The sequence below is a fragment of the Tannerella forsythia 92A2 genome, assembly GCF_000238215.1.
Lineage (GTDB): Bacteria > Bacteroidota > Bacteroidia > Bacteroidales > Tannerellaceae > Tannerella > Tannerella forsythia.
In genome coordinates, this window is sequence record NC_016610.1 from 638323 (window position 1) to 662811 (window position 24489).

Annotated in this window: 22 protein-coding genes, 2 tRNA genes and 1 pseudogene; 12 read left to right on the forward strand and 13 right to left on the reverse strand. The window is 45.5% G+C overall.

All coding sequences use genetic code 11. The features are described from left to right. Positions 1 to 33 precede the first annotated feature (33 nt). The 6 genes from nadB (at position 34) to BFO_RS02615 (ending at position 10216) form a co-directional block, all read left to right on the forward strand. A complete protein-coding gene (gene nadB, locus BFO_RS02590; protein ID WP_014224037.1) occupies positions 34 to 1602 on the forward strand; it encodes an L-aspartate oxidase in 1569 nt (522 codons plus the stop codon). 34 nt (positions 1603 to 1636) lie between these two features. Continuing rightward, complete coding sequence (locus tag BFO_RS02595; RefSeq protein ID WP_014224038.1) at positions 1637 to 2224, forward strand: RNA polymerase sigma-70 factor; 588 nt, start codon at positions 1637 to 1639, stop codon at positions 2222 to 2224. A gap of 71 nt (positions 2225 to 2295) precedes the next feature. Then, positions 2296 to 3294 (forward strand): FecR family protein, encoded by a 999-nt coding sequence (locus BFO_RS02600; RefSeq protein ID WP_052299222.1) that lies wholly within the window; start codon positions 2296 to 2298, stop codon positions 3292 to 3294. A 195-nt stretch (positions 3295 to 3489) separates the two neighbouring features. Further along, positions 3490 to 6792 (forward strand): TonB-dependent receptor, encoded by a 3303-nt coding sequence (locus tag BFO_RS02605; protein ID WP_041591061.1) that lies wholly within the window; start codon positions 3490 to 3492, stop codon positions 6790 to 6792. A gap of 14 nt (positions 6793 to 6806) precedes the next feature. Then, positions 6807 to 8321, forward strand: coding sequence for a RagB/SusD family nutrient uptake outer membrane protein (locus BFO_RS02610; protein ID WP_014224041.1), 1515 nt, complete (start codon positions 6807 to 6809; stop codon positions 8319 to 8321). An 86-nt stretch (positions 8322 to 8407) separates the two neighbouring features. After that, complete coding sequence (locus BFO_RS02615; protein WP_041591062.1) at positions 8408 to 10216, forward strand: DUF4091 domain-containing protein; 1809 nt, start codon at positions 8408 to 8410, stop codon at positions 10214 to 10216. Between the two features lie 6 nt (positions 10217 to 10222). On the opposite strand, the gene BFO_RS14770 is transcribed toward BFO_RS02615, so the two are convergent. After that, positions 10223 to 10905, reverse strand: a protein-coding gene (locus tag BFO_RS14770) for an IS1 family transposase (RefSeq protein WP_394329994.1) whose coding sequence is annotated in 2 segments (ribosomal slippage) — positions 10223 to 10545 and positions 10545 to 10905 — 684 coding nt in all. Because the reading frame shifts where the segments join, the coding sequence is not laid out codon by codon here. Positions 10906 to 11128: 223 nt separating this feature from the next. Between BFO_RS14770 and BFO_RS02630 the strand changes: the two genes are divergently transcribed. From BFO_RS02630 to BFO_RS14775, 4 genes and pseudogenes are all read left to right on the forward strand, one after another. Further along, positions 11129 to 12841, forward strand: coding sequence for a SulP family inorganic anion transporter (locus tag BFO_RS02630; protein WP_014224045.1), 1713 nt, complete (start codon positions 11129 to 11131; stop codon positions 12839 to 12841). Between the two features lie 91 nt (positions 12842 to 12932). After that, positions 12933 to 14052, forward strand: a protein-coding gene (prfB, locus tag BFO_RS02635) for a peptide chain release factor 2 (protein WP_143569632.1) whose coding sequence is annotated in 2 segments (ribosomal slippage) — positions 12933 to 12995 and positions 12997 to 14052 — 1119 coding nt in all. Because the reading frame shifts where the segments join, the coding sequence is not laid out codon by codon here. 22 nt (positions 14053 to 14074) lie between these two features. Beyond that, positions 14075 to 15175, forward strand: coding sequence for a glycosyltransferase family protein (locus tag BFO_RS02640; RefSeq protein ID WP_041590603.1), 1101 nt, complete (start codon positions 14075 to 14077; stop codon positions 15173 to 15175). Positions 15176 to 15336: 161 nt separating this feature from the next. Then, positions 15337 to 15603: pseudogene (locus BFO_RS14775) on the forward strand (transposase); the annotation flags it as partial. Positions 15604 to 15638: 35 nt separating this feature from the next. Here BFO_RS14775 and BFO_RS02645 read toward each other — a convergent pair. From BFO_RS02645 to BFO_RS02680, 8 genes are all read right to left on the reverse strand, one after another. Continuing rightward, positions 15639 to 16946 (reverse strand): type II toxin-antitoxin system HipA family toxin, encoded by a 1308-nt coding sequence (locus tag BFO_RS02645; protein ID WP_041590604.1) that lies wholly within the window; start codon positions 16944 to 16946, stop codon positions 15639 to 15641. After that, on the reverse strand, positions 16943 to 17239 hold the full coding sequence (locus tag BFO_RS02650; protein ID WP_041590605.1) for a helix-turn-helix domain-containing protein: 297 nt from the start codon (positions 17237 to 17239) through the stop codon (positions 16943 to 16945). The genes BFO_RS02645 and BFO_RS02650 overlap by 4 nt, the downstream gene beginning before the upstream one ends. A gap of 362 nt (positions 17240 to 17601) precedes the next feature. After that, entirely contained in the window at positions 17602 to 17832 is a 231-nt protein-coding gene (locus BFO_RS13975) for a methyltransferase (RefSeq protein WP_315264651.1), read from the reverse strand. Positions 17833 to 17886: 54 nt separating this feature from the next. Then, positions 17887 to 18141 (reverse strand): helix-turn-helix domain-containing protein, encoded by a 255-nt coding sequence (locus BFO_RS14780; RefSeq protein ID WP_046472619.1) that lies wholly within the window; start codon positions 18139 to 18141, stop codon positions 17887 to 17889. 14 nt (positions 18142 to 18155) lie between these two features. Further along, positions 18156 to 18228, reverse strand: a tRNA-Gly gene (locus BFO_RS02665). A 61-nt stretch (positions 18229 to 18289) separates the two neighbouring features. Then, positions 18290 to 18372: transfer RNA gene (locus tag BFO_RS02670), tRNA-Tyr, on the reverse strand. Positions 18373 to 18399: 27 nt separating this feature from the next. Beyond that, positions 18400 to 18903, reverse strand: a complete 504-nt coding sequence (ribH, locus tag BFO_RS02675) for a 6,7-dimethyl-8-ribityllumazine synthase (protein ID WP_014224051.1) — start codon at positions 18901 to 18903, stop codon at positions 18400 to 18402. Positions 18904 to 18905: 2 nt separating this feature from the next. Then, the gene (locus tag BFO_RS02680) at positions 18906 to 19598 is read right to left on the reverse strand and encodes a tetratricopeptide repeat protein (protein WP_014224052.1); all 693 of its coding nucleotides are present in this window, start codon (positions 19596 to 19598) and stop codon (positions 18906 to 18908) included. Positions 19599 to 19747: 149 nt separating this feature from the next. On the opposite strand from BFO_RS02680, the gene recF reads away from it, so the two are divergent. Next, the gene (recF, locus tag BFO_RS02685) at positions 19748 to 20851 is read left to right on the forward strand and encodes a DNA replication/repair protein RecF (RefSeq protein ID WP_014224053.1); all 1104 of its coding nucleotides are present in this window, start codon (positions 19748 to 19750) and stop codon (positions 20849 to 20851) included. Beyond that, complete coding sequence (locus BFO_RS02690; protein WP_014224054.1) at positions 20848 to 21141, forward strand: DUF721 domain-containing protein; 294 nt, start codon at positions 20848 to 20850, stop codon at positions 21139 to 21141. The genes recF and BFO_RS02690 overlap by 4 nt, the downstream gene beginning before the upstream one ends. Positions 21142 to 21149: 8 nt before the next feature. Here BFO_RS02690 and BFO_RS02695 read toward each other — a convergent pair whose 3' ends face one another. From BFO_RS02695 to nadD, 4 genes are all read right to left on the reverse strand, one after another. Next, positions 21150 to 21707, reverse strand: a complete 558-nt coding sequence (locus BFO_RS02695; RefSeq protein ID WP_014224055.1) for a 5-formyltetrahydrofolate cyclo-ligase — start codon at positions 21705 to 21707, stop codon at positions 21150 to 21152. Continuing rightward, entirely contained in the window at positions 21704 to 23347 is a 1644-nt protein-coding gene (locus BFO_RS02700; RefSeq protein WP_041590606.1) for a S41 family peptidase, read from the reverse strand. The genes BFO_RS02695 and BFO_RS02700 overlap by 4 nt, the downstream gene beginning before the upstream one ends. Beyond that, the gene (locus BFO_RS02705) at positions 23344 to 23787 is read right to left on the reverse strand and encodes a dCMP deaminase family protein (protein WP_014224057.1); all 444 of its coding nucleotides are present in this window, start codon (positions 23785 to 23787) and stop codon (positions 23344 to 23346) included. The genes BFO_RS02700 and BFO_RS02705 overlap by 4 nt, the downstream gene beginning before the upstream one ends. Before the next feature lie 80 nt (positions 23788 to 23867). Continuing rightward, positions 23868 to 24473 carry a nicotinate (nicotinamide) nucleotide adenylyltransferase gene (gene nadD / locus BFO_RS02710; RefSeq protein ID WP_014224058.1) on the reverse strand — a complete coding sequence of 202 codons (606 nt, stop codon included), beginning with the start codon at positions 24471 to 24473 and terminating at the stop codon, positions 23868 to 23870. Positions 24474 to 24489 lie beyond the last annotated feature (16 nt).

Genomic DNA, 24489 nt, shown 5'->3' on the forward strand with positions numbered 1-24489 from the left:
TCTTATCTTTGTCGGTCGAAAACCGTATATAAGATGGTAAAGAAATATGATTTTTTAGTGATTGGTGCAGGGATAGCCGGCATGAGCTTTGCGCTGAAAGTAGCTCCGAGAGGCAAGGTGGCCATCGTATGTAAGTCCGGATTAGAAGAGACGAACACGTTTTTTGCGCAAGGCGGGGTGGCATCGGTGACGAACCTGTTGGTCGATAACTTTGAAAAACACATCGAAGATACGATGATTGCAGGCGATTTCATGAGCGACCGTTCGGCCGTCGAAAAGGTGGTGCGTGAAGCACCCGCTCAAATTGAAGAGCTGATCAGCTGGGGCGTAGATTTCGACAAAGACGAAAAAGGGAATTTCGACCTGCACAAGGAGGGCGGCCATTCGGAATCGCGGATCCTGCACCATAAAGACAGTACCGGAGCGGAGATTCAAGCCAGCTTGATCCGTGCGGTAAAACGTCATCCGAACATTACGGTCTACGAACACCATTTTGCGATTGAGCTCCTGACACAGCACCATTTGGGCGTGACGGTGACACGCCAGACACCGGACATCGCCTGCTACGGCGCCTATATCATGGATATGGTTACGGGACGGATCGGCACTTTCCTGTCGAAAGTGACGCTGATGGCTACGGGAGGCATCGGTGCGGTGTATCAAACCACGACCAATCCGCTCGTGGCCACGGGCGACGGCATTGCGATGGTCTACCGTGCGAAAGGCACCGTCAAGGACATGGAGTTCGTTCAGTTCCATCCGACGGCCTTCTATCATCCGGGGGATCGCCCGTCATTTCTGATCACGGAAGCCATGCGCGGCTACGGGGCCGTCCTGCGTACCCTCGACGGGAAAGAATTCATGGAACGCTACGACCCTCGTCAGTCGCTCGCCCCACGCGACATCGTCGCGCGGGCGATTGACAACGAGATGAAAAACCGTGGCGACGAGCATGTCTACCTTGATGTTACCCACAAGGATGCGGAGGCCACGAAAAAGCACTTCCCGAACATCTACGAGCATTGTAAAGGATTGGGTATCGACATCACCAAAGAATATATTCCGGTGGCTCCGGCAGCCCATTACCTCTGCGGCGGTATTGAGGTAGATCAACATGCCTGCTCTTCCATCGCGCGCCTGTATGCGGTAGGAGAATGCGCCTGCACCGGCCTTCACGGAGGCAATCGGTTAGCATCCAACTCATTGATCGAAGCTGTAGTCTATGCCGATGCGGCGGCCAAGCATTCCGTCGGTCTGATTGCATCGCTCGATCATCAGAAAAATATCCCGGCCTGGAATGACGAAGGCGTCCGCTCGCCTGAAGAGATGGTCTTGATTACCCAGAGTCTGAAGGAAGTAGGGCAGATTATGTCGACCTACGTAGGGATTGTCCGTTCCAACCTGCGCTTGAAGAGAGCATGGACACGGTTGGATATTCTTTACGAAGAGACGGAGAGTCTTTTCAAACGCTCCGTTGCTTCACGCGACATCTGCGAACTGCGAAACATGATTAATGTGGGATATCTTATTATGCGTCAGGCGATGGAACGCAAAGAGAGCCGAGGGTTGCATTATAATATCGACTACCCTCCCAAGCCATAGGTCGGAAGACAGCCTTTGATGATATACCATGAAAATGCAAAAACCGAAAATCGATCTCGAGAAAGTGAAGCAGGGAGATCCCGATGCCTTCCGCGACTTTTTTGCCTTTCTCTACCCGAAACTCAAAGCGCTGGCATGCCGCTTTGTCGACGAGGAGACGGCCGAAGACGTGACACAGGATGTATTCACTTCGTACTGGGAGCGAAAGCATTTGATACAAGCGGACAACATTTATTCGTTTCTTTTCAAATGGTTGCAAAACGACTGCCTGAACCGGCTGCGTCATCAGACCGTCGTCGAAGCATACGAAGAACGGATGCGCCTGGCCGAAGCGCGTAAGACCTACTGGGATCGTCAATTGGAGATGAGTGACCAGTTGCGTCAGTTGATAGACAAAGATTTACTCGAAACGATTGAGCAATCGGTGAACCAACTACCTCCAAAATGCGCCGAAGCTTTTCGACTATGTTATTACCGGAATATGAGCCATAAGGAGGTGGCCGCAAGGATGCAAATCTCGCCACGCACAGTCGAAGGCCATATCCATGCAGCACTGACTTTTCTCCGCAACAAACTGCGGCACGTGCCGACCATGCTGTTTATGTTTTACAACATGTTTTGATTTTTTTCTCGTTTTCGGGCACGTAGTCCGGAGCCGTTCGGTTGTCTTCTTTTTACAAGCGTAGAAAACAAATGATGAACGAACAACTGCTGATACGGTTTTTGATGAAGCAATGCTCGGCCGAAGAGCTAAAGAGCATTGACCGGTGGGCGGCGGCTGATCCTGCTCATGCCGATTGGCTGTATGAAATGGAACACTTGTGGAGTCTGAAAGATGAATTGCGTTTTTCGGATGAACAGGAGATTAAACGATCGTATCGCCGGTTCCTGTCGAGGATTAGCCGTCGCTCGTTACCCGATACCCAAGATAAACAACGGAAGATTCCCGTTTTTTTGAGGTACGCAGCTGCGATCCTGTTTGCGGGATGGTTGGCCGTAAACGGATATTATTTGTTACGGAGCAAGACGCCTCCCCTCGCCATGAATACCATCGAAGTACCCGTCGGGCAGCGCGCTTCACTACTTCTTTCGGATGGGACGAAAGTCTGGTTGAATGCGGGAAGCACATTGTCCTACCCGTCGGCCTTTGGAGAAAAAAACCGACTGGTTTCTCTCATCGGAGAAGCGTTCTTCGAGGTAGCCCATGATACCGACAAGCCCTTTGTGGTACAGTCCGACCGGATGTACGTTGAAGTGAAAGGTACGAAATTCTGCATGAAAACTTATCCCGAAGAGAAGGTCGTAGTCACTCTGGCGGAAGGAAGCGTACAAGTCTCGTCGATAGACGCGGGCTATCGGGCGATGTTGAAGCCAAACGAGCAAATCTCGTATTCCGAACAAGAAGGATGGGTGCTGACTGAAAATGTAGATACCGAACAGACCCGGTCGTGGATACGCGGCGAACTGTACTTCGTGGAACAACCGCTTTCGGAGATCACGAAGAGTCTGGAACGTCGTTTCGGTGTACGGATACAAATACGTAATCCGCTGTCGACCAATGATACATACACCTGTCATTTCCGTGAGACGGATTCGCTGGAGCAAGTACTGTTTCTGCTAAAAGAAACACGGCAACTGGATTACAGGAAACTGAACGACGGAATCATCGAAATAATAACCATAAAAAAATGATGTGCCTATGAGAAAAACGGAAGCATAAAAAAACCGGAAATGCGGCAACATCTCCGGTTCCGATTCATTAAATAACATTGTTGACAAGCAAAATATTATTCATTAATCAATTACAAATGTATGAACTTTTACACGAAAAACAATACGGGTAATGAACAAAAAACAACTTCATGGCCCCGAAAGAGTCTGATGATCATGAGATGTATCGTACTTTTTTGGCTACTCGGCACGTTACAGGTCATGGCGAATCTTTCGTATTCGCAGTCAGTACGGTTGTCGTTCGAAATGAAAGATGCGACCGTGCGAGAAATCCTGTCGGTCATCGAGCAGAAAAGTGATTTTTACTTCACATATAACTCGACGCAGATCGAGGCGGCAAGAAAAATTTCTGTCAAAGTCAAGAATCGTCTGATAACCGATGTGCTTGATGAGATGTTTGCCGGACAAAACGTGAATTATACAATTAACGACAAACACATCGTATTGTACAAGGCCAACACACCTTCTTCCGATGCGGTTACAACGCCACAACTGACAAAACACATCACGGGAAAAGTATCGGACCTACAGGGCGAACCGATTATCGGAGCTAATGTGGTCGAGAAAGCAAACCCAGCGAACGGTACGATCACGGATGTAGAAGGCAATTTCACCATAGATATTCAATCTCAATCCATTATAGAGATTTCCTACATAGGTTATCTTACGCAGGAAGTAACGATAGGCAATCAAAAGAACATCCAAATTCTGCTAAAGGAAGATACGAAAAATCTTGATGAAGTAGTCGTGATAGGATATGGTGTACAAAAGAAAGCTGACTTGACAGGCGCTGTAGCCAACATCAACAGCGAAAAACTGACGACCCAAAGTAACACAAATATCGGACAGGCACTGCAAGGCAAAATAGCCGGAGTGGATATTGTGTCGCAAGGTGGTGCTCCGGGAGCAGGTATGCGTATTATGATTCGCGGCATCGGTACTTTGAATAACGCCACCCCTCTTTATATCGTTGACGGAATGTATATGAACAGCATAGATCATTTGAATCCGAATGACATTGCAAACATTGACATTCTGAAAGATGCTTCCTCCGCTGCGATTTACGGTTCACGCGCAGCCAATGGCGTGATTATTGTGACTACCCAATCCGGCTCAAACACGGAGGGTAAGCCCATTATCGATGTTTCCGCAAATATCGGAATACAAACTCCATCCAAGTATCTGGACCTGTTGAATGCCAATGAGTGGTCGCGTCTGACAACTATTTCTCGCCAAACAATCGGCGCTTCCCCACTGGAGATGAGCCAGAATATCAAAGAAGACAATGATTGGCAAGATGTCATGATGAGAACCGCATTAATGCAGAATTATAATGTCACCATTCGTGGAGGAACGAAGCACTTCACTTATTATGCCGGATTAGGATCTATGAATCAGGATGGTACCATAAAAGGAACAAACTATGAACGATACAATATACAATTCAAGTCCGAGTATAAACGAGGACTTTTCATATTCGGCAACAACGTTGTATTCAGTGCCCATCAAAACAACCCTTTATACGGTTTTGCACGTGGAGGTTTCCTTGGAATCATTCTTCAATCCATTCCTTCCTTACGGAAATTTGACCCAGAAAATGATAAGGGAGGCTATGGCAAGGTATTTGGCGACGCTACCGACATCCCTAACCCATTGGGTATTTTAGATGAAAATTTAACCTGTCGTACTTCAAATACCTATAGTGCTTATATTAATCTATATGCCGAAATGAAATTACCGTTCGGACTGAAATACCGCCTGAACGCTACACCGGACCTCTCTTTTGAAAGGAGTACGGCCTACGAGAATGTTTTTGACTTCGGTCTGCGTAACAATATGGTTTCCAATATGCAGGAGTATCGCTATAATCACAACAACTTCCTTATTGAGCATCTTTTGTCATTCGACCGGAATTTTGAAAAACATAAACTCAGCGCCTTATTAGGTTACTCCTACCAGCGATATTGTACTCGTTATATCATGGCCTCCGGCAAAGGTTTACCTGATGGTATCCACGAAGTAGGAGCAGCCACTCAAGACCGCATGAACAATACTTCAAAGAATGAGAGTGCGCTGACTTCTGTTATCTCACGCATATTCTACTCATATGATAACCGTTATTTGATTACTGCGACCTACCGCCGAGACGGTTCTTCAAAATTTGCCAAGAACAATCGCTACGGGCATTTTCCTTCCGTATCGGTTGGCTGGAATGTAGCCGAAGAGCGTTTCATGAAAAATACACGAAACTGGCTAGACCAATTTAAAATCAGAGGTGGATTGGGTATCTTGGGTAATCAAGAAATAGAAAACTACATGTATACAAGTGTCATCACTTCCAATATCAATTATCCGGACGGAAACGGAGGACTATACAGCGGCGCCTTTCCAAAGGATTTCGCCAATCCAGCCATTCAATGGGAATCAACCGCTATGAGAAATATTGGAGTGGACCTCGCTTTCTTTAACTCCCGCTTAATGCTGACCGGAGATTGGTATCGGAAAGACACAAAAGACATTCTTCTGACTGTGCCCATTCCTGTTTCGACCGGTGGAGCAAATGATCCGGTGCGTAATGCCGGAAAAATAAAGAATACAGGAGTCGAATGGACTATCAGCTGGAATGACCTTCTCAACAAAGACTTCTCTTATGGAGCGACATTAACCGGTAATGCCATGACAAACGAAGTTGTGGCAATGGGTGATGCCAATCAAGTAATCGAAGGTGGAAAGAATCGCACCAATGTACCTACAACCCGTACATTGGCCGGCTATCCTATTGGCGGTTTCTGGCTGATTCCTACCGATGGATTATTCCAAAACGAAGCGGAAGTATCAGCCTATACCAAAGACGGAAAGTTGATTCAGCCTAATGCCAAACCGGGTGATATACATTTTAAGGACACCAATAATGACGGGAAAATCACAGACAGCGACCGTGTATATTGCGGCAGTCCATTCCCGACAGTAACCATGGGGCTAAATCTTAATGCAGCATGGAAAGGTTTCGACGTATTGTTAGGATTCCAGGGAGTATTTGGTAACAAGATTTATAACGGCACACGTTTGGAGTTGGAAGGTGTGAATAAAGGAACTAATTTTTTGAGTACTACTTTGGACTACTGGACCCCGGATAATCCCGGAGCCTCTCATCCACGGTTGGTTTGGGATGATCCCAACCAAAATACGCGTCCGTCCAGCGACCGTTTCCTTGAAAACGGCTCCTTCTTCCGCATGCGCAACATACAAGTCGGGTATACTTTCCCAAGCCACTGGTTCCGAAATAAAATCCAAAAACTCCGTACCTACGTCAATGCGGAAAATTTATTTACGATAACAGGCTACAGTGGATATACACCGGACATCAATAACTCTCAAAGTGCTACATCCCGTGGTTTCGATAACTTTATCTATCCCATAAACCGAGTACTTATGATAGGAGCAAATCTAACATTCTAAAAAAACAAATCACAATGAATACATATAAATATATTACATGCGCTTTTGCCGCTTTCATGCTGAGTGGTTGTGAGGGACAATTGGATATAACCAATCCCAACCAGCCTACAGATAACACTTTCTGGAAAACGGAAACTGATTTCAAAAAAGCAATCACTTCTTGTTATACTCCTCTCAAAAACTGGAATGGAGGTTACTATGGAACCCGTGGCCTAATGGTTCGCATCAGCCGTGCAGACGATATAGAATTTCGTAATGACATTCAACCCATTTATTCAATGCACCGCTTTACAAACGACCCGAACAACTCGGTAGCCCAAAACATCTTCTACCAATTTTATAATGCCATATATCGTGCTAACTCTATTTTGAAAGAAATAGAAGGTAAGGAATTTTCCGAAGATTTTGTAAAAACAATACGCGGCGAAGCTACATTCATTCGTGGTATGTATTATTTTCAATTGGCTAAAGAGTTCGGAGATGTGCCCTTGCGCATGGAAGCATCACAGGACCCGGCTACCTTTCAACTGAAAAAATCCAGCCAACAGGAAATATATGCTCAAGCCGAAAAAGATTTTATAGCATCGGCCGAACTACTGCCATTGAAAAATGCCAAGGGAAAGCCTACCCGGGGAACTTCATTTGCTTATTTGGGCAAATTATATGTATACCAAGAAAAGTGGGAAGAGGCCAAAAGTGTATTGGAACCATTGACAAAATCCCCCTATATATATAAATTGGTTGAAGACTTCACATGGAATTTCGATGAAGCTCATGAGAATAATTCGGAAAGTATTTTTGAAATTCTTTATGAACCCGTAGGCGGTTCAGACCAATGGGACAATGGTGAAACCGCCAATTCCGCACAATCTACTACCATTGCGGTAGAATACGCAGCAAATGAAGTCGGTGGTTGGTTTGAGGCAAAACCGACCAAGAAAATGATGGATATTTTCATGCAAGAAAAGGCTGCGGATGGAAATTATGATTATCGCGCCCGAACATCTGTTGCATGGAACTATCCGGGATGTATGTATTATATGAAGCCTTTTCAGGAAATCTTTAAGAACAATAAAGAAGCATTAGACTCTTACTGGATATTGAAGTATCAGAATTCTGCTACTCGCGAACAAGAGGTAGAAACCATTCCTTCTTATATAAATGAGCGTGCAATGCGTTTTGCAGATGTCATCTTGTTATTGGCCGAATGTGAATTGAATTTGAGGAACATACCTGCCGCAATTAACTACATCGACCAGATTCGTACTCGCGGCAATAATTTATTGCCATATTCAGGGAGTATAGAAGCCTCTGTAGTAAAAGAAGAGCTAATCCGTCAACGTGCGATCGAGTTTTTCAAAGAAGGCGAGCGTTTTTACGACTTGCGACGTTGGGGGTTATTGGAGAAAGAGTTGCAAGCTCAAGATCCGGTACGCTTCGCAAACTTCCAGAAACGGTATTACTATCTGCCTATTCCAGCAAAAGAAATACAAACGAACCTACTCTGTACTCAAAACGGAGATTGGTAAATAACAGTAAAATGGTCGCAAATTCTATTTTATGTATGATTGTGACCATTTTATTATCCATTCTATAATACCCAATTATGCTCAGTATGAAAAAAATTTTTTTTATCTTTCTATATGGAGTCGTATTCTCTATCAGCGGGTTCACTCAAAACATATCAGGTATTACGCATTCCGGACAGCTTACCGGACAACCTCCTTATCCTTTATTCTCTTACAAAGAATTACCCAATCCCACACCAATCAATCCAATAGCATGGAGTGAAGTAAAAGGAATAAACCTTAGTTGGGGAGAGACTCATATCCGTTATAAGAAAGAAGAACCTGCCCCCATCACCAAACTTCGGAAAAAACTGGAACTTACCGCATGGAGGGGAGAGCACATTTCCGCTCAATGGGTTGTCTGGGCAGACCGCCCGTTATCCGGTCTTTCCCTTTCAATAGGAAATTTAATCCATACCCACAAGAAAGATTATATAAAAAATGAGTGCATCCTGCCCGGATTTGTCCGATATGTCATGACAGACGAACTGAACAAAGACGGTAACGGCGGCTGCGGTGCCCGTCCAGACGCCGCAGCTTTTGACTCTATATTGGTAGCTGATCCGATAGATCACTTATCCCAAAAACTTGATATAAAAAAATATACCACCCAATGCGGTTGGTTGTCCATCCAGATTCCTCAAGATGCCATTCCCGGCATTTACCACGGGACCGTAACCGTCAAAGACGCCAGCGGGAAAGTTGGCATACTGAATTTAAGAGTCAACGTAAAGGCGCGCGTATTACCACAGCCTTCCGACTGGAAATTCCATCTGAATCTTTGGCAAAACCCATTTGCCATTGCCCGCTATCACCAAGTACCCTTCTGGAGCCACGAGCATCTGGAGTGCATGCGCCCTTACATGGAACGTTACAGAGATGCCGGTGGAAAAGTGATTACCACATCAATCATGCACAAGCCGTGGAACGGACAGACTTACGATTACTTTGAAACAATGGTGACATGGATAAAGAAAGCCGACGGTTCATGGAGCTTCGACTATACCGTATTCGACCGTTGGGTGGAATTCATGATGGGGTTGGGCATTACAAAAGAAATAAACTGCTACTCCATGGTACCCTGGCGACTGTCTTTTCAGTACTTCGATCAGGCCAGCAACAGTTTGCGGGAGATACAGACCAGGCCGGGTGAGCCTGCATACGAAGAGATATGGCTGGCCATGCTAAAATCATTCTCTGCCCACCTAAAGGAAAAAGGGTGGTTTTCCATCACTCACTTATCCATGGACGAACGCCCCATGGAGGTAATGAAAGAAACGCTGAAAGTCATCCGCAAGGCAGACCCCGACTTTAAAGTCTCTCTGGCCGGTGCATTACACCATGAATTATCGGACGACTTGCATAATTATTGCGTGGCTCTGCGCATGAAATATCCGGAAGAGATGAAAGCCCGACGAAAAGCTGAAGGCAAAGTCACTACCTTCTACACCAGTTGCGAAGAGCCTTACCCCAACACATTCACATTCAGCTCACCGGCAGAGAGTGAATGGCTCGGCTGGTACGCAGCCAAAGAAGGACTGGACGGATATCTGCGCTGGGCTTATAACAGTTGGGTCAGAGAACCATTATTAGATAGCCGCTTTTATACTTGGGCTGCAGGAGACACCTATTTTATCTATCCGGGAGCACGAAGCTCACTTCGCTTTGAGCATCTGATAGCAGGCATTCAGGCTTTTGAAAAAATCAGGATTCTGAAAGAGGAATATACGCGCACGAACAATCGTACTGGATTGAGAAGAATAGAAAAAGCATTGAAGCTTTTCGATGAAAGGACACTCAGCACAACACCTGCCTCCGTCGTGATCAAGCAGGCAAAGGCAATAATCAACGAATAGGTATTGTTAAACACATATAGCCAGTTCGTTGTTTAGTTTTAGAAAAAGTAATTTTAGGGATTTTTCTATCATATGTTTTGCCTTACTATAACACTTCCCTTTTCGTTTGAACCTTGCTAAATAATGCCTTATTCTGCTATTATAACCTTCGACTGTATAAGTTTCTGCCTTCGTTTGAATGTGTTTTACATTAGGAAGAAATTCCTTATAGCTCTTCCAATAGTCAGAATAATACACAGATGCAGGAATGTTTTTTATCTTCTTCCCAAGCTTCATCCCTGTATCTGTGCTTCTGTCCCCACAGACAAAAGAGATAAATCGTTTTCCAAATCGATCAACAGCAATCCATACCCAACAGTAGTTTTTTTTGAACCTATATATGTGTGCATCTCATCTAATTCAACAACTGAAACAGGTTCCTCTTTTTGTGGTAAAGCCACCCTTTCACCCCATTCTTTTACCCAATAGTAAACAATTGTATGACTTATTTTCAATATGCGTCCGATTGCTCTAAAACCTAAGCCCTCCAAGTACATCTCCAAAGCTAATCTACGAGTAACAGCTGATTTTGTATTAGATTTCTGTTGAACAGTATAACGATAATGACAATCTTTACAATAATGGCGCTGACGACCACCGACAATGCCATCTTTACGATGATTTATGCTTCCACATCTTGGACAATCCATAATTTTTTTTTCAGCAAAGATAATAGTACTATATAAATTTAACAATACCGTTTAAATATTTAGCAGACGCCCATAAATCTACAGGGCCCTATAGCTCTCTTTCCGACTCTTTTGAGAAAGAGAATAAGCAAAAATAGCATATTTTCCCTAACTTTGCGCTTCCGATGTGACATGGTATCGGAAGCAATTTTTTACACGTATAGCACTGATAAACGTTGACATAATGAAAGGAAAGATACGTCTTGCGCCCGAATTCAAGCCCAAATTGTGGGACTCGATAAAAACCTATACAAAAGAGAAATTCTTCGGCGACCTGATGTCCGGCATCATCGTCGGCATTGTGGCATTGCCGCTGGCCATTGCCTTTGGTATCGCTTCGGGCGTGAGTCCCGAAAAAGGAATCATTACGGCGATTATCGGCGGGTTTGTCGTGTCGTTTCTCGGTGGCAGTTCGGTGCAGATCGGCGGTCCTACCGGTGCGTTTATCGTAATCGTCTACGGGATTATTCAGAACTTCGGCATCGAAGGGTTGACAGTCGCCACGCTGCTGGCCGGTATTTTTTTAGTGCTGATGGGCGTACTGCGCCTCGGCACGGTTATCAAGTTTATCCCCTACCCGATCATCGTCGGGTTTACGAGTGGCATCGCGCTAACCATCTTTACGACACAAGTGAAAGACCTTTTCGGTATGACGATCGACAAGATGCCGGGCGACTTCCTGAGCAAATGGGTCGTGTACGCCCAACATCTCGGTAGCGTATCGTGGATTTCGCTTCTCGTCGGGCTGCTGAGCATCGCACTCATCGTGCTGACGCCACGCGTTTCAAAAAAAATACCGGGGTCGCTTGTTGCCATCGTTGTGATGACCGTCGCGGCCTATCTTCTCCGTGAATACGCCGGCATCACAAATCTCGAAACGATTGGCGACCGCTTCGAAATCAATGCGGCACTGCCGGCTCCGGCTCGCATATCGCTCAATTTGGAGACTGTTCATTTGCTGCTGCCTTCAGCTTTTACCATCGCGATGCTCGGTGCCATCGAGTCACTTCTCTCGGCCACGGTGGCCGACGGAGTAACGGGCGACAGGCATCGCTCCAACACCGAACTGATCGCACAGGGCACTGCCAACATCATCGTCCCCGTCTTCGGAGGGATACCCGTCACCGGCGCTATCGCCCGCACGATGACGAATATCAACAACGGCGGAAGCACGCCTGTGGCCGGGCTTATCCATGCCGCCGTACTCTTGCTTATTCTGCTCTTTCTCGGCCCCCTGACGAAACATATCCCGATGGCCTGTCTGGCCGGCGTACTCGTCGTCGTGTCCTACAACATGAGTGAATGGCGCACCTTCCGCTCCTTGCTCAAAAATCCCGCACACGATGTCATGGTTCTGCTCGTCACCTTCTTCCTGACCGTGATTTTCGACCTCACCATCGCCATCGAGATCGGTCTGCTGCTGGCCATGGTACTCTTTATGCGACGGATGATGGAAACAACCCAAGTCTCCGTCTCGACCGACCGTCTCGATCTTTCGGCCGACAGTGAAATACGTCACGACGACGAAGTACTCAAAATCCCCTCCGGCGTCGAGGTCTACGAAATCGACGGACCATTTTTCTTCGGGGTAGCCAACAAGTTCGACGAGTGCATGAAACAGCTCTCCACGAAGCCTCGCATACGTATCATTCGCATGCGCAAAGTGCCCTTTATCGACTCTACAGGGCTGCATAACCTCGAAAGCCTCTGCCGTCTCTCGCAACGAGAGCACATCCATATCATTCTTTCCGGTGTCAACGATCAGGTACGTGCCATGATCATGAAAAGCCGGATGGACGAACGCATCGGACGCGAGAATATTTGCGGCGACATCCACGAGGCATTGGCCCGTGCCGCCGACACACTTCAAAACAGCCAAGACGCGGAGAAACGATAAATTTGCGTACCTTTGTCCCCCGAAAAGGCTGCGGAGAGTCTTAGTTACCGCAGCTTCGAATAATAAATCATTAACGAACCGTAAACAAAAAATGATAACGACAGACCAACTGAAAGATATGTTGGAACGCGAGCAAGCGTTGAGGAGGTATCTTTGACGTCGATGCAAAGATCGTTCAGTTAGAAGAAGAAGAGCTGCGCACACAAGACCCTGCATTCTGGGAAGATGCTCAACGCGCCGAAGCGCAGATGAAGATCGTCAAAGACCTTAAGAAATGGATCGAGCTGTATCGTGAAGTACACGATGCGGCCGAAGAACTGTCTCTCGCTTTCGAGTATGTAAAAGAAGGCATCACGTCCGAAGAAGAGGTCGATGCGGCTTACACCCGGACGAAGGAGCTGATCGAAAGCCTTGAGTTCCGCAACATGCTTCGCGAAGAAGCCGACCAGATGTGCTGCGTGCTCAAGATCAACTCGGGTGCGGGCGGTACCGAAAGTCAGGACTGGGCGTCGATGCTGATGCGTATGTATATGCGCTGGGGCGAGTCGAACGACTACAAGGTTACCATCAGCAACTTGCAGGATGGCGATGAGGCCGGCATCAAGACCGTGACGATGACCATCGAGGGCGATTACGCCTACGGCTATCTGAAAGGCGAAAACGGAGTGCACCGACTCGTGCGCGTATCGCCCTACAACGCACAGGGCAAGCGGATGACTTCGTTTGCTTCCGTCTTTGTGACTCCTCTCGTCGACGATACGATCGAAGTGCAGATTGATCCTTCCTGCATCTCGTGGGATACGTTCCGTTCGGGCGGCGCCGGCGGGCAGAATGTGAATAAGGTAGAATCGGGTGTACGCCTGCGCTACCGGTACAAAGACCCGCACACCGGCGAAGAGGAGGAGATTCTGATCGAAAACACCGAGACACGCGACCAGCCGAAGAACCGCGAAAACGCGATGAGACAACTCCGCTCCATCCTTTACGACAAGGAGATGCAACGACGTATGGCCGAAAGAGTGAAAGTGGAAGCCGGTAAGAAAAAAATCGAATGGGGATCGCAAATCCGCAGCTACGTATTTGATGACCGCCGGGTGAAAGATCACCGTACGAACTACCAGACTTCCGACGTGAACGGGGTCATGGATGGCAAGATCGATGAATTCATCAAGGCTTACCTGATGGAATTTGCCGAAACAGACTCGGAGTGAAAGAAACGTACAATCGAGCCACATGCAAAAGAAGTTACGGTTCATGTTTATCGTACAGGGTGAAGGGCGAGGACATCTGACACAGGCCATCTCGTTGGCTGCCATGTTACAGCGGCACGGGCATGAGGTGGCCGAAACGCTCGTCGGAAAAAGCCAGGCCCGCGAGGTACCCGATTTCTTCCGAACCAAGATCGGTACCCCGGTACGGTCTTACGACGCCCCGTCATTCATCTTCAAGAAAGACCGCAAGCGTCTCAACAAATTCAAAACCGTACTTTACAACGGCAGTCCGCGCAAACTGAAACACTATGGCGAAAGCATCGAGACGATTTACCGGCGTATCAAAAAAGTACGTCCCGACGTTGTCGTCAATTTCTACGAACTACTGCCTGCGCTTGCGCAGTTACGCTTCCGCATCGATATACCATTCGTGAATATCGGCCATCAGTATCTGCTGCGCCATCCCGATTACGGGCATGGCAAAGGAGACGCACAAAGCCTGATGGTGCTGCGCCTGCACACGCTGCTCACCGGGATCGGAGCCTCGAAGACGCTGGCGCTCTCATTTTACCCAATGAAAGATTTTCCACGCGAGAAGATCGTCGTCGTGCCGCCGCTCCTGCGCCGAGAGGTGCTTGAGCTACAACCTTCCGAAGGCGATTATATCCTTGGTTACATGCTCAATCAAGGCTTCGAGAATGAAGTGCGTGAATGGCATAACGCACATCCCGAAACGAAGTTGCACTTCTTTTGGGATAAACGCGACGCGCCGGCCGACCTCGTCGTAGACGAACACTTCACCCTCCATCGCATCGACGACGAAAAGTTCCTGCATTATATGGCAGGCTGTCGCGGATACATCACTACGGCCGGATTCGAGTCGGTCTGTGAGGCGTTTTATCTGAATAAACCCGTGATGCTTATCCCTGCACATATCGAACAAGAGATCAATGCGGCCGATGCGGCATCGCTCCGCGGTGCCGTCGTGGGCGAGAGCTTCGACCTGAACCAGCTGATCGACTTTATGAACACATCGAGAACATTCGACCACGATGCATTCAGAAAATGGCTACTGTCTGCCGAGGAGATTTTTATTCGAGAGTTGACCTCCGTCGTCGGATAACTCCAATTCGGTTCACATGAACCGCCTTACTCATCCTCCTTCGTATATAGTCGCCCCTTAAATATCCTTTTAATATCTAATATTCATAAAATTAGCATGTAAAACCCTTTGATAAATCTACGAGTTTTCTTATCTTTACAGCAAGAAACTTGCAGATTTTTATGATAAAGAAGTCTCATCATACCCCTTCATTATTCAGCTGTCTATCAGACATGCTAAACTAATCGCACCCACTCTACAAATTGGCCGACAAAATAGATTGGGAGCAATTCGATACGGCTTTCCAGCCTTTGTATTGTCAAAACAACGGTCGCCCGAGTAAGCCGATTCGTTTGATGTGTGGCTTGCTGATTCTAAAGCACCTTCGTAATCTCTCAGACGAATCCGTTGTGGAACAATGGATTGAAAATGCTTATTATCTTATCTTCTTATTTTATATCCACTATTAGAGATATTGGCTCCTTTAGATTTTTTTTTGCGAAGGTAAAATGAGGTTGTTCTCTATCTGCTTCATGTGATCATATTTTACACCACTTTCTTTCGCATACGTTCTCCATTGAGAAACCACATCAACCACACTCTCAATAATTAATTGCGGGTGGTTAATTCCCATTGCCTGGCCAGTCTTTTCCAGATCATTAAAAGTAAATTCATCTCGTTTGCCATTGATCGACATTTGATGTACTTGTGTCCATCTTCCACCTGGAGAATAAGCATAACAAAGGTCATAGGCAGGAGCTAATGACCACTTCCCCTCTTTATCCATAAGGAAACTATGGTTCTTAGTATGATCATCATGATTACGAGCAACGACATTAAACACCATTCTCCGAAAGAATTCTTCCTGTTGCCCATACGGAAGATTCATTTTTCGCATGATGCTGAAAGCCTCTTCATACGAATGCGGTATGTCTCTGTCTAAATGGGCAATTCCAGCTAATGATTGTACATGTATTTTTTCACCTGAATCTGTTCTGTCAAATCGTTTTGTCATGAAATGACAAAAGTCTCCTTCTGTTAATAAGCGGGATTCCATCATTTGAATACCTGAATCTAATGCCATGCGGTAATACGCGTATTCTATATTCCCTATACCACGAGGATTATTAGAAATATTCCCATGTTCTGAATAGGTTGTTCCGTCAAATTTAAGCAACCAATAGGTAAATCCATCCGGAGCTTTAACCTGTCCGGATCGCACTTCTTTTGTAATGTCATTATATGCGATAATTGCTTTCGGTTTTGCACCTCCGGCCGAGGTACCTATTTTCAAAATGTCAAGGATAGTCCGATCTTCTTGTATTAATAAATCCATAAAATTAGCTCTATCCCTAAAAACAGCATCAGATAAACTCGTCAACATATCAATACGGATTTTTGATGAAGAATCTAACCCCTTAATTGTTCGATTCGGTTCAAATTCCAATGCCCCCATCCCCCTTTTCCCGATATAACATAGTCGATCAAGAGGAGAGATATAATCGACCGGCATACCTTTCGACGAGAACCAGGCATTGATAATCTCTGTACCGAATTTATCCGGAAGTGAATCTGCAATCAATCCCGGCAACCCACAGAAACAGCCATTCCTATTCCCAAGAAACTGATATACACGATTTTCACCACTTTTATTCAGTGGCATCATCACCGGTGCGATATCAATATTTGATCGAAGGAATTCTTTGTTATATTGAAAAAGAGCAACTCCTTTTTCAGTATCCCACATCAACAACCCGACATTCTTATCAAAAAAATTCACATTAACAATCATCTTTTTCTAACTCTATATCGTTGTTTTCCCATTAGTTTCTTATATAAAATAGGGCTGACAGGCGGCTTCGGGATAAATTCATCCAGATTCTCAAGCATGTCAAGACTTCTTAATATTGCAATTAATTTTAGAGTTGAAATATTATCTCCCCTTTCTACTCGAAGGACTGTATCAATGCCAACCCCAGCATGCTCCGCGACATCTTTTTGTGTCATATCATTACGAATTCGATATTCCTTTAATCGTTTTCCTATCTCAACAAGAATAGCAGGATTACTCATTTCTCTCCACATGATTTCATTTTTTTTGATGAATTTATATTTTCTATATTGTCCGGCTCCTCACCGCTCTCCATTATACTCCCGTTTCCCATACATGATATTATTTATTTCACCGCAAATATAAATATAATATCCGATATATCAAATATTATCCATATAAAATCTATATAAAATTGCATTTATGCCATATTAAATTCAATCTTTTCTCAGATTAGAATATCAGAGACAATAAGCATATCCGGAATGGATGCTTACCAGTCGTTATTATGAAGATCGGAGATATGTTTGTATCGAATTAGGACGAATGGGTTTTACTGTTCAATCTTGATTGAATTGAAAAACTTGTTCACACTTTCGCTCTCCCCTGAAAGGGGCTAATACGTTAGGGATAGTATTGATTGTTTAAACTCTTTTTTAAAGAAAAAGAGTTTGGCCAACCAACTATTTTCACCAGCTTTCAGAAGATGCGGAGGATCAAATACGACTAATTTAAAGGACTCGTCAGAAAAAGGAATATTCGTGAAATCCACCACTATATCAGGATGAATATTTAAACTTCTCCCATCACATAGCTTATGCTTCTCATCTCGAATATCAACAAACATTGTCAATGAATTCTCTTTGTCAAACCAAAACATTCGACTTCCACAGCAAACGTCTCATATAATTTTTGTTCGTTGTGCTTTCTCTGTTTGATGAAGTATTGCCAGTTGAATTCCAAGAGCTCTCTCTATTTTACAGAGTGTCTCTAATGAGAGATTTTCTTTTCCTCTCAATATTTTTGACACATACCGCTGCGTACAACCCATTTTTGTACGTTTTTCTGCAAACATATCATGGTTTTCGTTTGTTTTTGCTACCCTCTGAAAACGAACAAAGGTTCTACGATTACTCGTAAAACCTTTGATTTCCATTTGTTTAAGTTTAGAGCGGAAGACGGGACTCAAACCCGCGACCCTCAGCTTGGAAGGCTAATGCTCTATCAACTGAGCTACTTCCGCAATTCACATCTCTGATTCGATCTTATTGTACTGATACTTTAGATCCTCAAACTCGGGGAAGTGGGCAGTGATGGATTCGAACCACCGAAGGCGTAAGCCAGCAGATTTACAGTCTGCCCCATTTGGCCACTCTGGTAACTGCCCCGTTAAAATGCGCTGCAAAGATACGTTTTATTTTTTTTTCGTGCAAACTCTACGAGAAAAATCGATCATCTTTATGGCAGTCACGGCTGCTTCATCTCCCTTATTCCCGTACCGTCCGCCGGAACGGTCTTCAGCTTGCTGAATATTTTCCGTTGTCAACATGCCGAAGATGAACGGGATTCCGTATTGAAGATTCAGCTCGGTGACCCCTTGGGTAACGGCGGAACATACATAATCAAAATGGGGAGTATCACCACGCACAACGCACCCAATGACAATAATAGCATCGACCTCTTTGTTCTCTGCCATTTTTCTTGCTCCGTACGTCAATTCAAAACTGCCGGGTACTCGCTCTACACAGATATTTTTTTCCGATGCGCCATGACGCTCCAAGGTATTACAAGCTCCCTCAAGTAATTTTTCCGTGATGCTCTGATTCCACTCCGATGCAACAATTCCAAAACGCATGGACGAAGCGTCCGGCACTTTGTTGAAATCATATTCGGAAAGATTCTGGTAGACCGTTGCCATCTTTATTTCTTTTGAGCCAAAATCTCGGCACGAGTAATGTATTTGTCGATCGTCATTGCTTCCATCGACTGATGATATTTCTCTTTGATGGTCTTATAGACCTTAAGAGCCTTTTCGTACTGCTGCAAAGATTCGTAAGCAAGACCCGCCTTTTTCAGATAAATCGGGCTAATCAAATCGTTATCGGCTTTCGAAGCTGCTTTTTCAAAATAGTCAATCCCTTCTTTGGTCTGACCGGTTGAAATATAGCAGTCGCCAATTAAACCGATCATGGTAGGGGCGATCTGTGAATCGTTACCGCTATACGATTTGAGATGTTTGATCGCTTCCTGAGGATTCCCTAAGCGATAGTGACAAATACCGGCATACGCTTTGGCCAAATTGCCCGACGGAGTACGTCCGTATTGATCGATAATCGCTTCAAAACCGTCATAATCGATACCGTTCCCGTTTAATGCCAAAGCGAAAGAGTCTTGTGCCAGGTACTGTTCCCCCCTGAAAATGGCAAGTTGGGCTTTTTCGGCTTGCGGTTTGGCATACATATAATGATAAACCAGAATAAGACCTACTACCGCAGCAATCCCTGCAATGACTGCAATGATGCTCTTTTTATTTTTTTCAATAAACTCTTCCGACCGGGAAACGATAGCCCCGACTTCTATCTCTTTTTCCTCGTTTGCTGTCTTTTTCGCCATAACGATAACAATTGTTTTTGTTTTATTCTTTTTGAAATTCAGGGTGCAAAATTAGCTTTTTTATGGGAATAAACCTCATGCACAGACTATATTTTTTATTTTTGTCCTGAAATCTTTGATGACATTTATCGCATATAAGGATTAACATTATGATACTTAACAAACTGTCTGTTTTAAACTATAAAAATATCCGGCAGGCAGAGATTGCCTGTTCGTCGAAAATGAATTGTTTTTTCGGCAGGAACGGCATGGGAAAAACAAACCTGCTCGATGCGGTCTATTATCTGTCGTTTTGTAAAAGTCATGTGCACACAGCGGAAAGTCAACTGATTCATCGCGACGAAGCACTATGCGTATTACAAGGCGAATATGCGTATGAAGATCGAACGGAAGCCATTCTCTGCTCGATCGGCCGCGGGCAGCGAAAGTTGTTTAAACGCAACCAGAAAGCCTATCAGAAACTGTCGGAACATATCGGCCTGTTACCTCTGGTGATGGTCTCACCATTCGATTCGGAGTTGATTCGCGGGGGCAGCGACGAACGGCGACGGTGGTTGGATGTGATCATCTCACAATATGATAAAACGTATATGCATGCTCTGATACATTATAACAAAGCGCTGATGCAGCGCAATCGGCTGCTTCGCGACCAAAGCCGTGACCAGTCGCTGTACGAAGTGTTAGAGATGCAGTTGGTGCAACATGGAGAGGTGATTTTTCAAAAACGGGCACGACTTGTCGATGTCTTTCTCCCGTTCTTCAACGAATATTATCAGATCATTTGCCAATCGTCCGAGCATGTCGGGCTTCAATACATTTCGCAACTCCGCTCCGTCCATCTGGAAGAAAAACTGGCCGAGGATCGCGAACGTGAACGCACGGTAGGATACACACTCACAGGGATTCACAAAGATGATCTTGAAATGACCTTAAACGATTCACTGATCCGGCATATCGGTTCGCAAGGGCAAAACAAGACATACTTAATCGCGATGAAACTGGCGCAGTTCTCATTTCTTGCCACCCAAAGCAGCACAATGCCGATTTTGCTGCTCGATGACATTTTCGACAAACTCGATGCGGAGCGGGTAGAGCAGATTATTCAATTAGTGGGCGGCGATCCGTTCGGGCAGATCTTTATCACGGATACGAACCGGAAATACTTAGATCAAATGCTGAAAGCCATCCAACAGCCCCATACGGTATTTAAAGTAGAAGCAGGGCAAGTATTGCCCATGGAGGGAGAAGTATGAAACGGACACATGCGCAACCTCTTGGCGAGCTGCTACAGGAATTTTACAACGAGCATCCCGAGCTTCGGCAGAAAATACTCGAAGTGCGTGTCGTTCGTGCATGGGGGGAAGTATTAGGACTCTCCGTATCGAAAGCTACGCGCAGTTTGTATGTTCGACAAGGCATTTTGTATGTCTCGGTAGATTCATCGGTGCTGCGAAACGAATTAATGTTAAACCGTGCTCATTTAGTTGAAAAACTGAATGAATGTGCCGGCGCGGCAGTGATTCGGGAGATCGTTGTCCGGTAAGACGTAGCTTACCCGACAATTTCACTGTCGGTAATGATGCGTGTCATTTTCCGATCGTGTGGTTCAGTCGGTATCCGATCGCGCAATTGAAAGCTGAAAGCAACTCCGATTGCAGGAGTGTCAGGCTGAGAAAGTAATCTGTCATAATATCCTTTTCCCCTTCCTAAGCGGTTTAACTGGCGGTCAAAAGCAATTCCGGGAACGATAAGTAATTCCGGATAAGACGTTTCAGGTAAGATGGGAGTCGTTTCAGGCTCCAAAATATCGAACGCCCCCTTCCGAAGATGATCTTTACCGATATAACGTTGCAATGAAAGATCGTCACCTACGACTACAGGCAGAAGGATCTGTTTTACCTTGTACCATTTCTCAATAAAATCGGCTGTTTGCACCTCGCCGGGAAGCGCATAGTACAATGCGACACATCCGGCTTTGCGAAACAGTTCATCTTCCTCGAGATGTCGCAACGCTTTCTGTGAATATGTTTGAAGCGCCTGTACCGAATATCCGCGCTTCAACGCGGCAATTTCTTTGCGCAAGGCTTGCTTCTCTTCCCTAAGAGTCATGGCTTGCCTTTTTCTTCTGCAGGAATTTCCGGACGCCACCGCCCTTCTTCAAGAACCTGAACCGCCCGACGTAGCGTAACATCGTCTTTTTGAAAAACAGGATAAAAACCGGCATAATCGAAGAAATGACGAACAATATACGATTGTATAGACTTTTCAATCAGATTTCTGGAGATGTTAATCAACATTGGGCGCTTTTTAACTCCCTTATGTTCGGCGTAATCCGTAAACTCATTTAAAACAGGAAGTTGTTGCAAATACGCATATAAATCCTGATATGTCTTGAATGCCGAGAGACTTTTATAGTTCCGAGCGGCATATTCGATCGTAAACTGGTAAAGCAGCCCTTTATTCATCACGCTGTTATAATAAGACGTGATGTGAGACGTGTCACGCGGAATAAAGATATCGGGCATAATTCCTCCACCTCCGTACACCGTTCGTCCTCCCAACGTTTTATAAACGGACGATTGATCCATTTTGATGCTGTCAGCCGAGTCGAACTCTCCGTGAATAAACCGTTGATACAAGTCTTGCTCGTATTCGTCTGATTTGCCCAATTGATACATTTTCTGGATGCATCGGCCGGAAGGAGTGTAATAGCGGGCAATCGTCAAGCGCAGCTCCGATCCGTCGCTCAAAGGAATCGGTGCCTGCACAAGCCCTTTTCCGAACGAACGACGTCCGATGATCAATCCGCGGTCATTATCCTGAATGGCGCCGGCAAAGATTTCACTGGCCGAACCGGACAGCTCGTCTGTCAACACGATGATCGGCACCTCCTGACATGAACCGGACCCGTCAGCATGGAAGTCTTGGCGGCGATAGGCCTTGCCTTCCATATAGACGATCGGTCTTCCGCGAGGAATGAACTCGTTCAGCATACGCACGGCGGCATCTAACATTCCTCCGGCATTATCGCGCAGATCAATGATAAAGTCGGTACAGCCCTCCTCTTTAAGTTTGGCGATCGCCGTGATAAATTCGTTGTATGTGGTGCGTGCAAAGCTCCGGATCTTGATATAACCGATCTTACGTCCGATCTTATACGATACTTCGATGGAATGGTTGGGCACCTCTCCACGTGTCACCTCGAAGAAAGCAAGCTCCGACGAGCGGTCACGCTGAATCCCTAATTTTACCTTGCTGTCCCTGGGACCGCGCAAATTACGCATGATTTCCGCCTGACTGTATTTCTGTCCCGCATACGTCGAGTCGTTGATGGAGATGATGCGGTCGAACGGTTGGAGACCAGCTTTTTCGGCCGGTCCTCCGGGCATCACCGTGATGATGAGGATCGTGTCGTTGATCACATTAAACGATACGCCTATCCCGCTAAACGAACCTTCCAGATCATCATTAACGGCTTGTACGTTTTCGGCGGGGATCAACACGGAGTGAGGATCTAACTCGCTGATAAGACTGGCTGCCGTTTTATTCACCAGGTCATTCATGTTGACCGTATCAACGTATTGCGTATCGATAATATTCAAAATCGTATTGATTTTGTTTTTCCCTGCATTCACTTCACGCATGCGGGGCGAACGGGAATATAAATAAGCTCCGAGCCAGAGACCGATGCCCAAACTTATGATAATCGCTACAAACATCCACAGGATGTATCGACGGGAATGATTCATTTTTCTTCTTGGTTCAGGTGGATAAAATCGACGATAATACCCGCACGTTTAAGCAGCTTACAACCTTCATCCGTATGGTATTCGTCGGAATATACCACACGTACGATACCGGCCTGTATGATGAGTTTGGCACATTCGATACAGGGTGACGATGTAATATAGATGGTCGCTCCACGACTGTTATTCGACGAGGCGGCGACTTTCGTAATCGCATTGGCTTCGGCATGGAGCACATACGGTTTTGTTACATTATTTTCGTCTTCACAGATATTTTCGAAGCCCGAAGGTGTACCATTATATCCGTCGGAGATGATCATCTGGTCTTTGACAAGTAAAGCGCCTACTTTTCGACGTTGGCAATAGGAATTTTCCGCCCAAATCGCGGCCATCTGCAAATAACGTTTATCCGTCTCGTATTGTTTTGTTTCCTTCTTTGTCATTGAATCAACATCTTATTCTGTAACTGTAGGGGTTTCTTCCGTACAGGCCTACAAAAGTAATGATATTTTGTGTTTCGCCTCTATCCGAAAGAGTATTTTTTCTCATTACGCTCCAGACTTTTTCGTATTTCCGGAATATATTCCCAAACGGCTTCAGACAGGAAAAAACGAACATCCTTTTCTTCTCTAATAGCCTGACGAATAAAGGTAGAAGATATTTCAATAATGGGTGCATTAAGACAACGCACCGCAGGAAGATCGGGAGGAATGGCGACCTCATAGCCCTGACGCGGATAAATCCATATCGGGAACTCACGGATCAGCGCTTCGGATTCTTTCCATCTACTCAGATTACTCCAGCTGTCCGAACCTACGATAAGTACAAATAAGACCTCCGGATAAGCCTTACGTAGAGCACGTAATGTGTGAATCGTATAAGACGGACGAGGCAACGAAAACTCAAAGTCGCTGGCTCTGAACTTTCCATAATCTTTAATAGAGACTTCGACCAACGACAGTCGAAAATGATCGTTCATCAACGTATTCTCCGCTTTCAGGGGATTATGTGGCGTCACAAGAAACCATAGCTCGTCTAACGGCTCATACTCGCAAATCCAGTTAGCCAAAGCCAAATGTCCGATATGTATGGGATTGAATGAACCCGAAAAAATGCCGACCGTCTTCATTGAAAAAGAAAGCTAA

Coding starts and splice junctions, on each gene's coding strand:
- BFO_RS02680 (WP_014224052.1), bottom strand. CDS start 19,598: ATGGCGAAAAAGACAGCAAACGAGGAAAAAGAGATAGAAGTCGGGGCT.
- BFO_RS02595 (WP_014224038.1), top strand. CDS start 1,637: ATGCAAAAACCGAAAATCGATCTCGAGAAAGTGAAGCAGGGAGATCCC.
- BFO_RS02690 (WP_014224054.1), top strand. CDS start 20,848: ATGAAACGGACACATGCGCAACCTCTTGGCGAGCTGCTACAGGAATTT.
- BFO_RS02705 (WP_014224057.1), bottom strand. CDS start 23,787: ATGACAAAGAAGGAAACAAAACAATACGAGACGGATAAACGTTATTTG.
- BFO_RS02650 (WP_041590605.1), bottom strand. CDS start 17,239: ATGTGGAGAGAAATGAGTAATCCTGCTATTCTTGTTGAGATAGGAAAA.
- recF (WP_014224053.1), top strand. CDS start 19,748: ATGATACTTAACAAACTGTCTGTTTTAAACTATAAAAATATCCGGCAG.
- BFO_RS02630 (WP_014224045.1), top strand. CDS start 11,129: ATGAAAGGAAAGATACGTCTTGCGCCCGAATTCAAGCCCAAATTGTGG.
- BFO_RS02640 (WP_041590603.1), top strand. CDS start 14,075: ATGCAAAAGAAGTTACGGTTCATGTTTATCGTACAGGGTGAAGGGCGA.
- BFO_RS14780 (WP_046472619.1), bottom strand. CDS start 18,141: ATGGAAATCAAAGGTTTTACGAGTAATCGTAGAACCTTTGTTCGTTTT.
- BFO_RS02605 (WP_041591061.1), top strand. CDS start 3,490: ATGAGATGTATCGTACTTTTTTGGCTACTCGGCACGTTACAGGTCATG.
- BFO_RS02610 (WP_014224041.1), top strand. CDS start 6,807: ATGAATACATATAAATATATTACATGCGCTTTTGCCGCTTTCATGCTG.
- BFO_RS02600 (WP_052299222.1), top strand. CDS start 2,296: ATGATGAACGAACAACTGCTGATACGGTTTTTGATGAAGCAATGCTCG.
- BFO_RS02615 (WP_041591062.1), top strand. CDS start 8,408: ATGAAAAAAATTTTTTTTATCTTTCTATATGGAGTCGTATTCTCTATC.
- BFO_RS02645 (WP_041590604.1), bottom strand. CDS start 16,946: ATGATTGTTAATGTGAATTTTTTTGATAAGAATGTCGGGTTGTTGATG.
- nadD (WP_014224058.1), bottom strand. CDS start 24,473: ATGAAGACGGTCGGCATTTTTTCGGGTTCATTCAATCCCATACATATC.
- BFO_RS13975 (WP_315264651.1), bottom strand. CDS start 17,832: ATGTTTGTTGATATTCGAGATGAGAAGCATAAGCTATGTGATGGGAGA.
- BFO_RS02700 (WP_041590606.1), bottom strand. CDS start 23,347: ATGAATCATTCCCGTCGATACATCCTGTGGATGTTTGTAGCGATTATC.
- ribH (WP_014224051.1), bottom strand. CDS start 18,903: ATGGCAACGGTCTACCAGAATCTTTCCGAATATGATTTCAACAAAGTG.
- BFO_RS02695 (WP_014224055.1), bottom strand. CDS start 21,707: ATGACTCTTAGGGAAGAGAAGCAAGCCTTGCGCAAAGAAATTGCCGCG.
- nadB (WP_014224037.1), top strand. CDS start 34: ATGGTAAAGAAATATGATTTTTTAGTGATTGGTGCAGGGATAGCCGGC.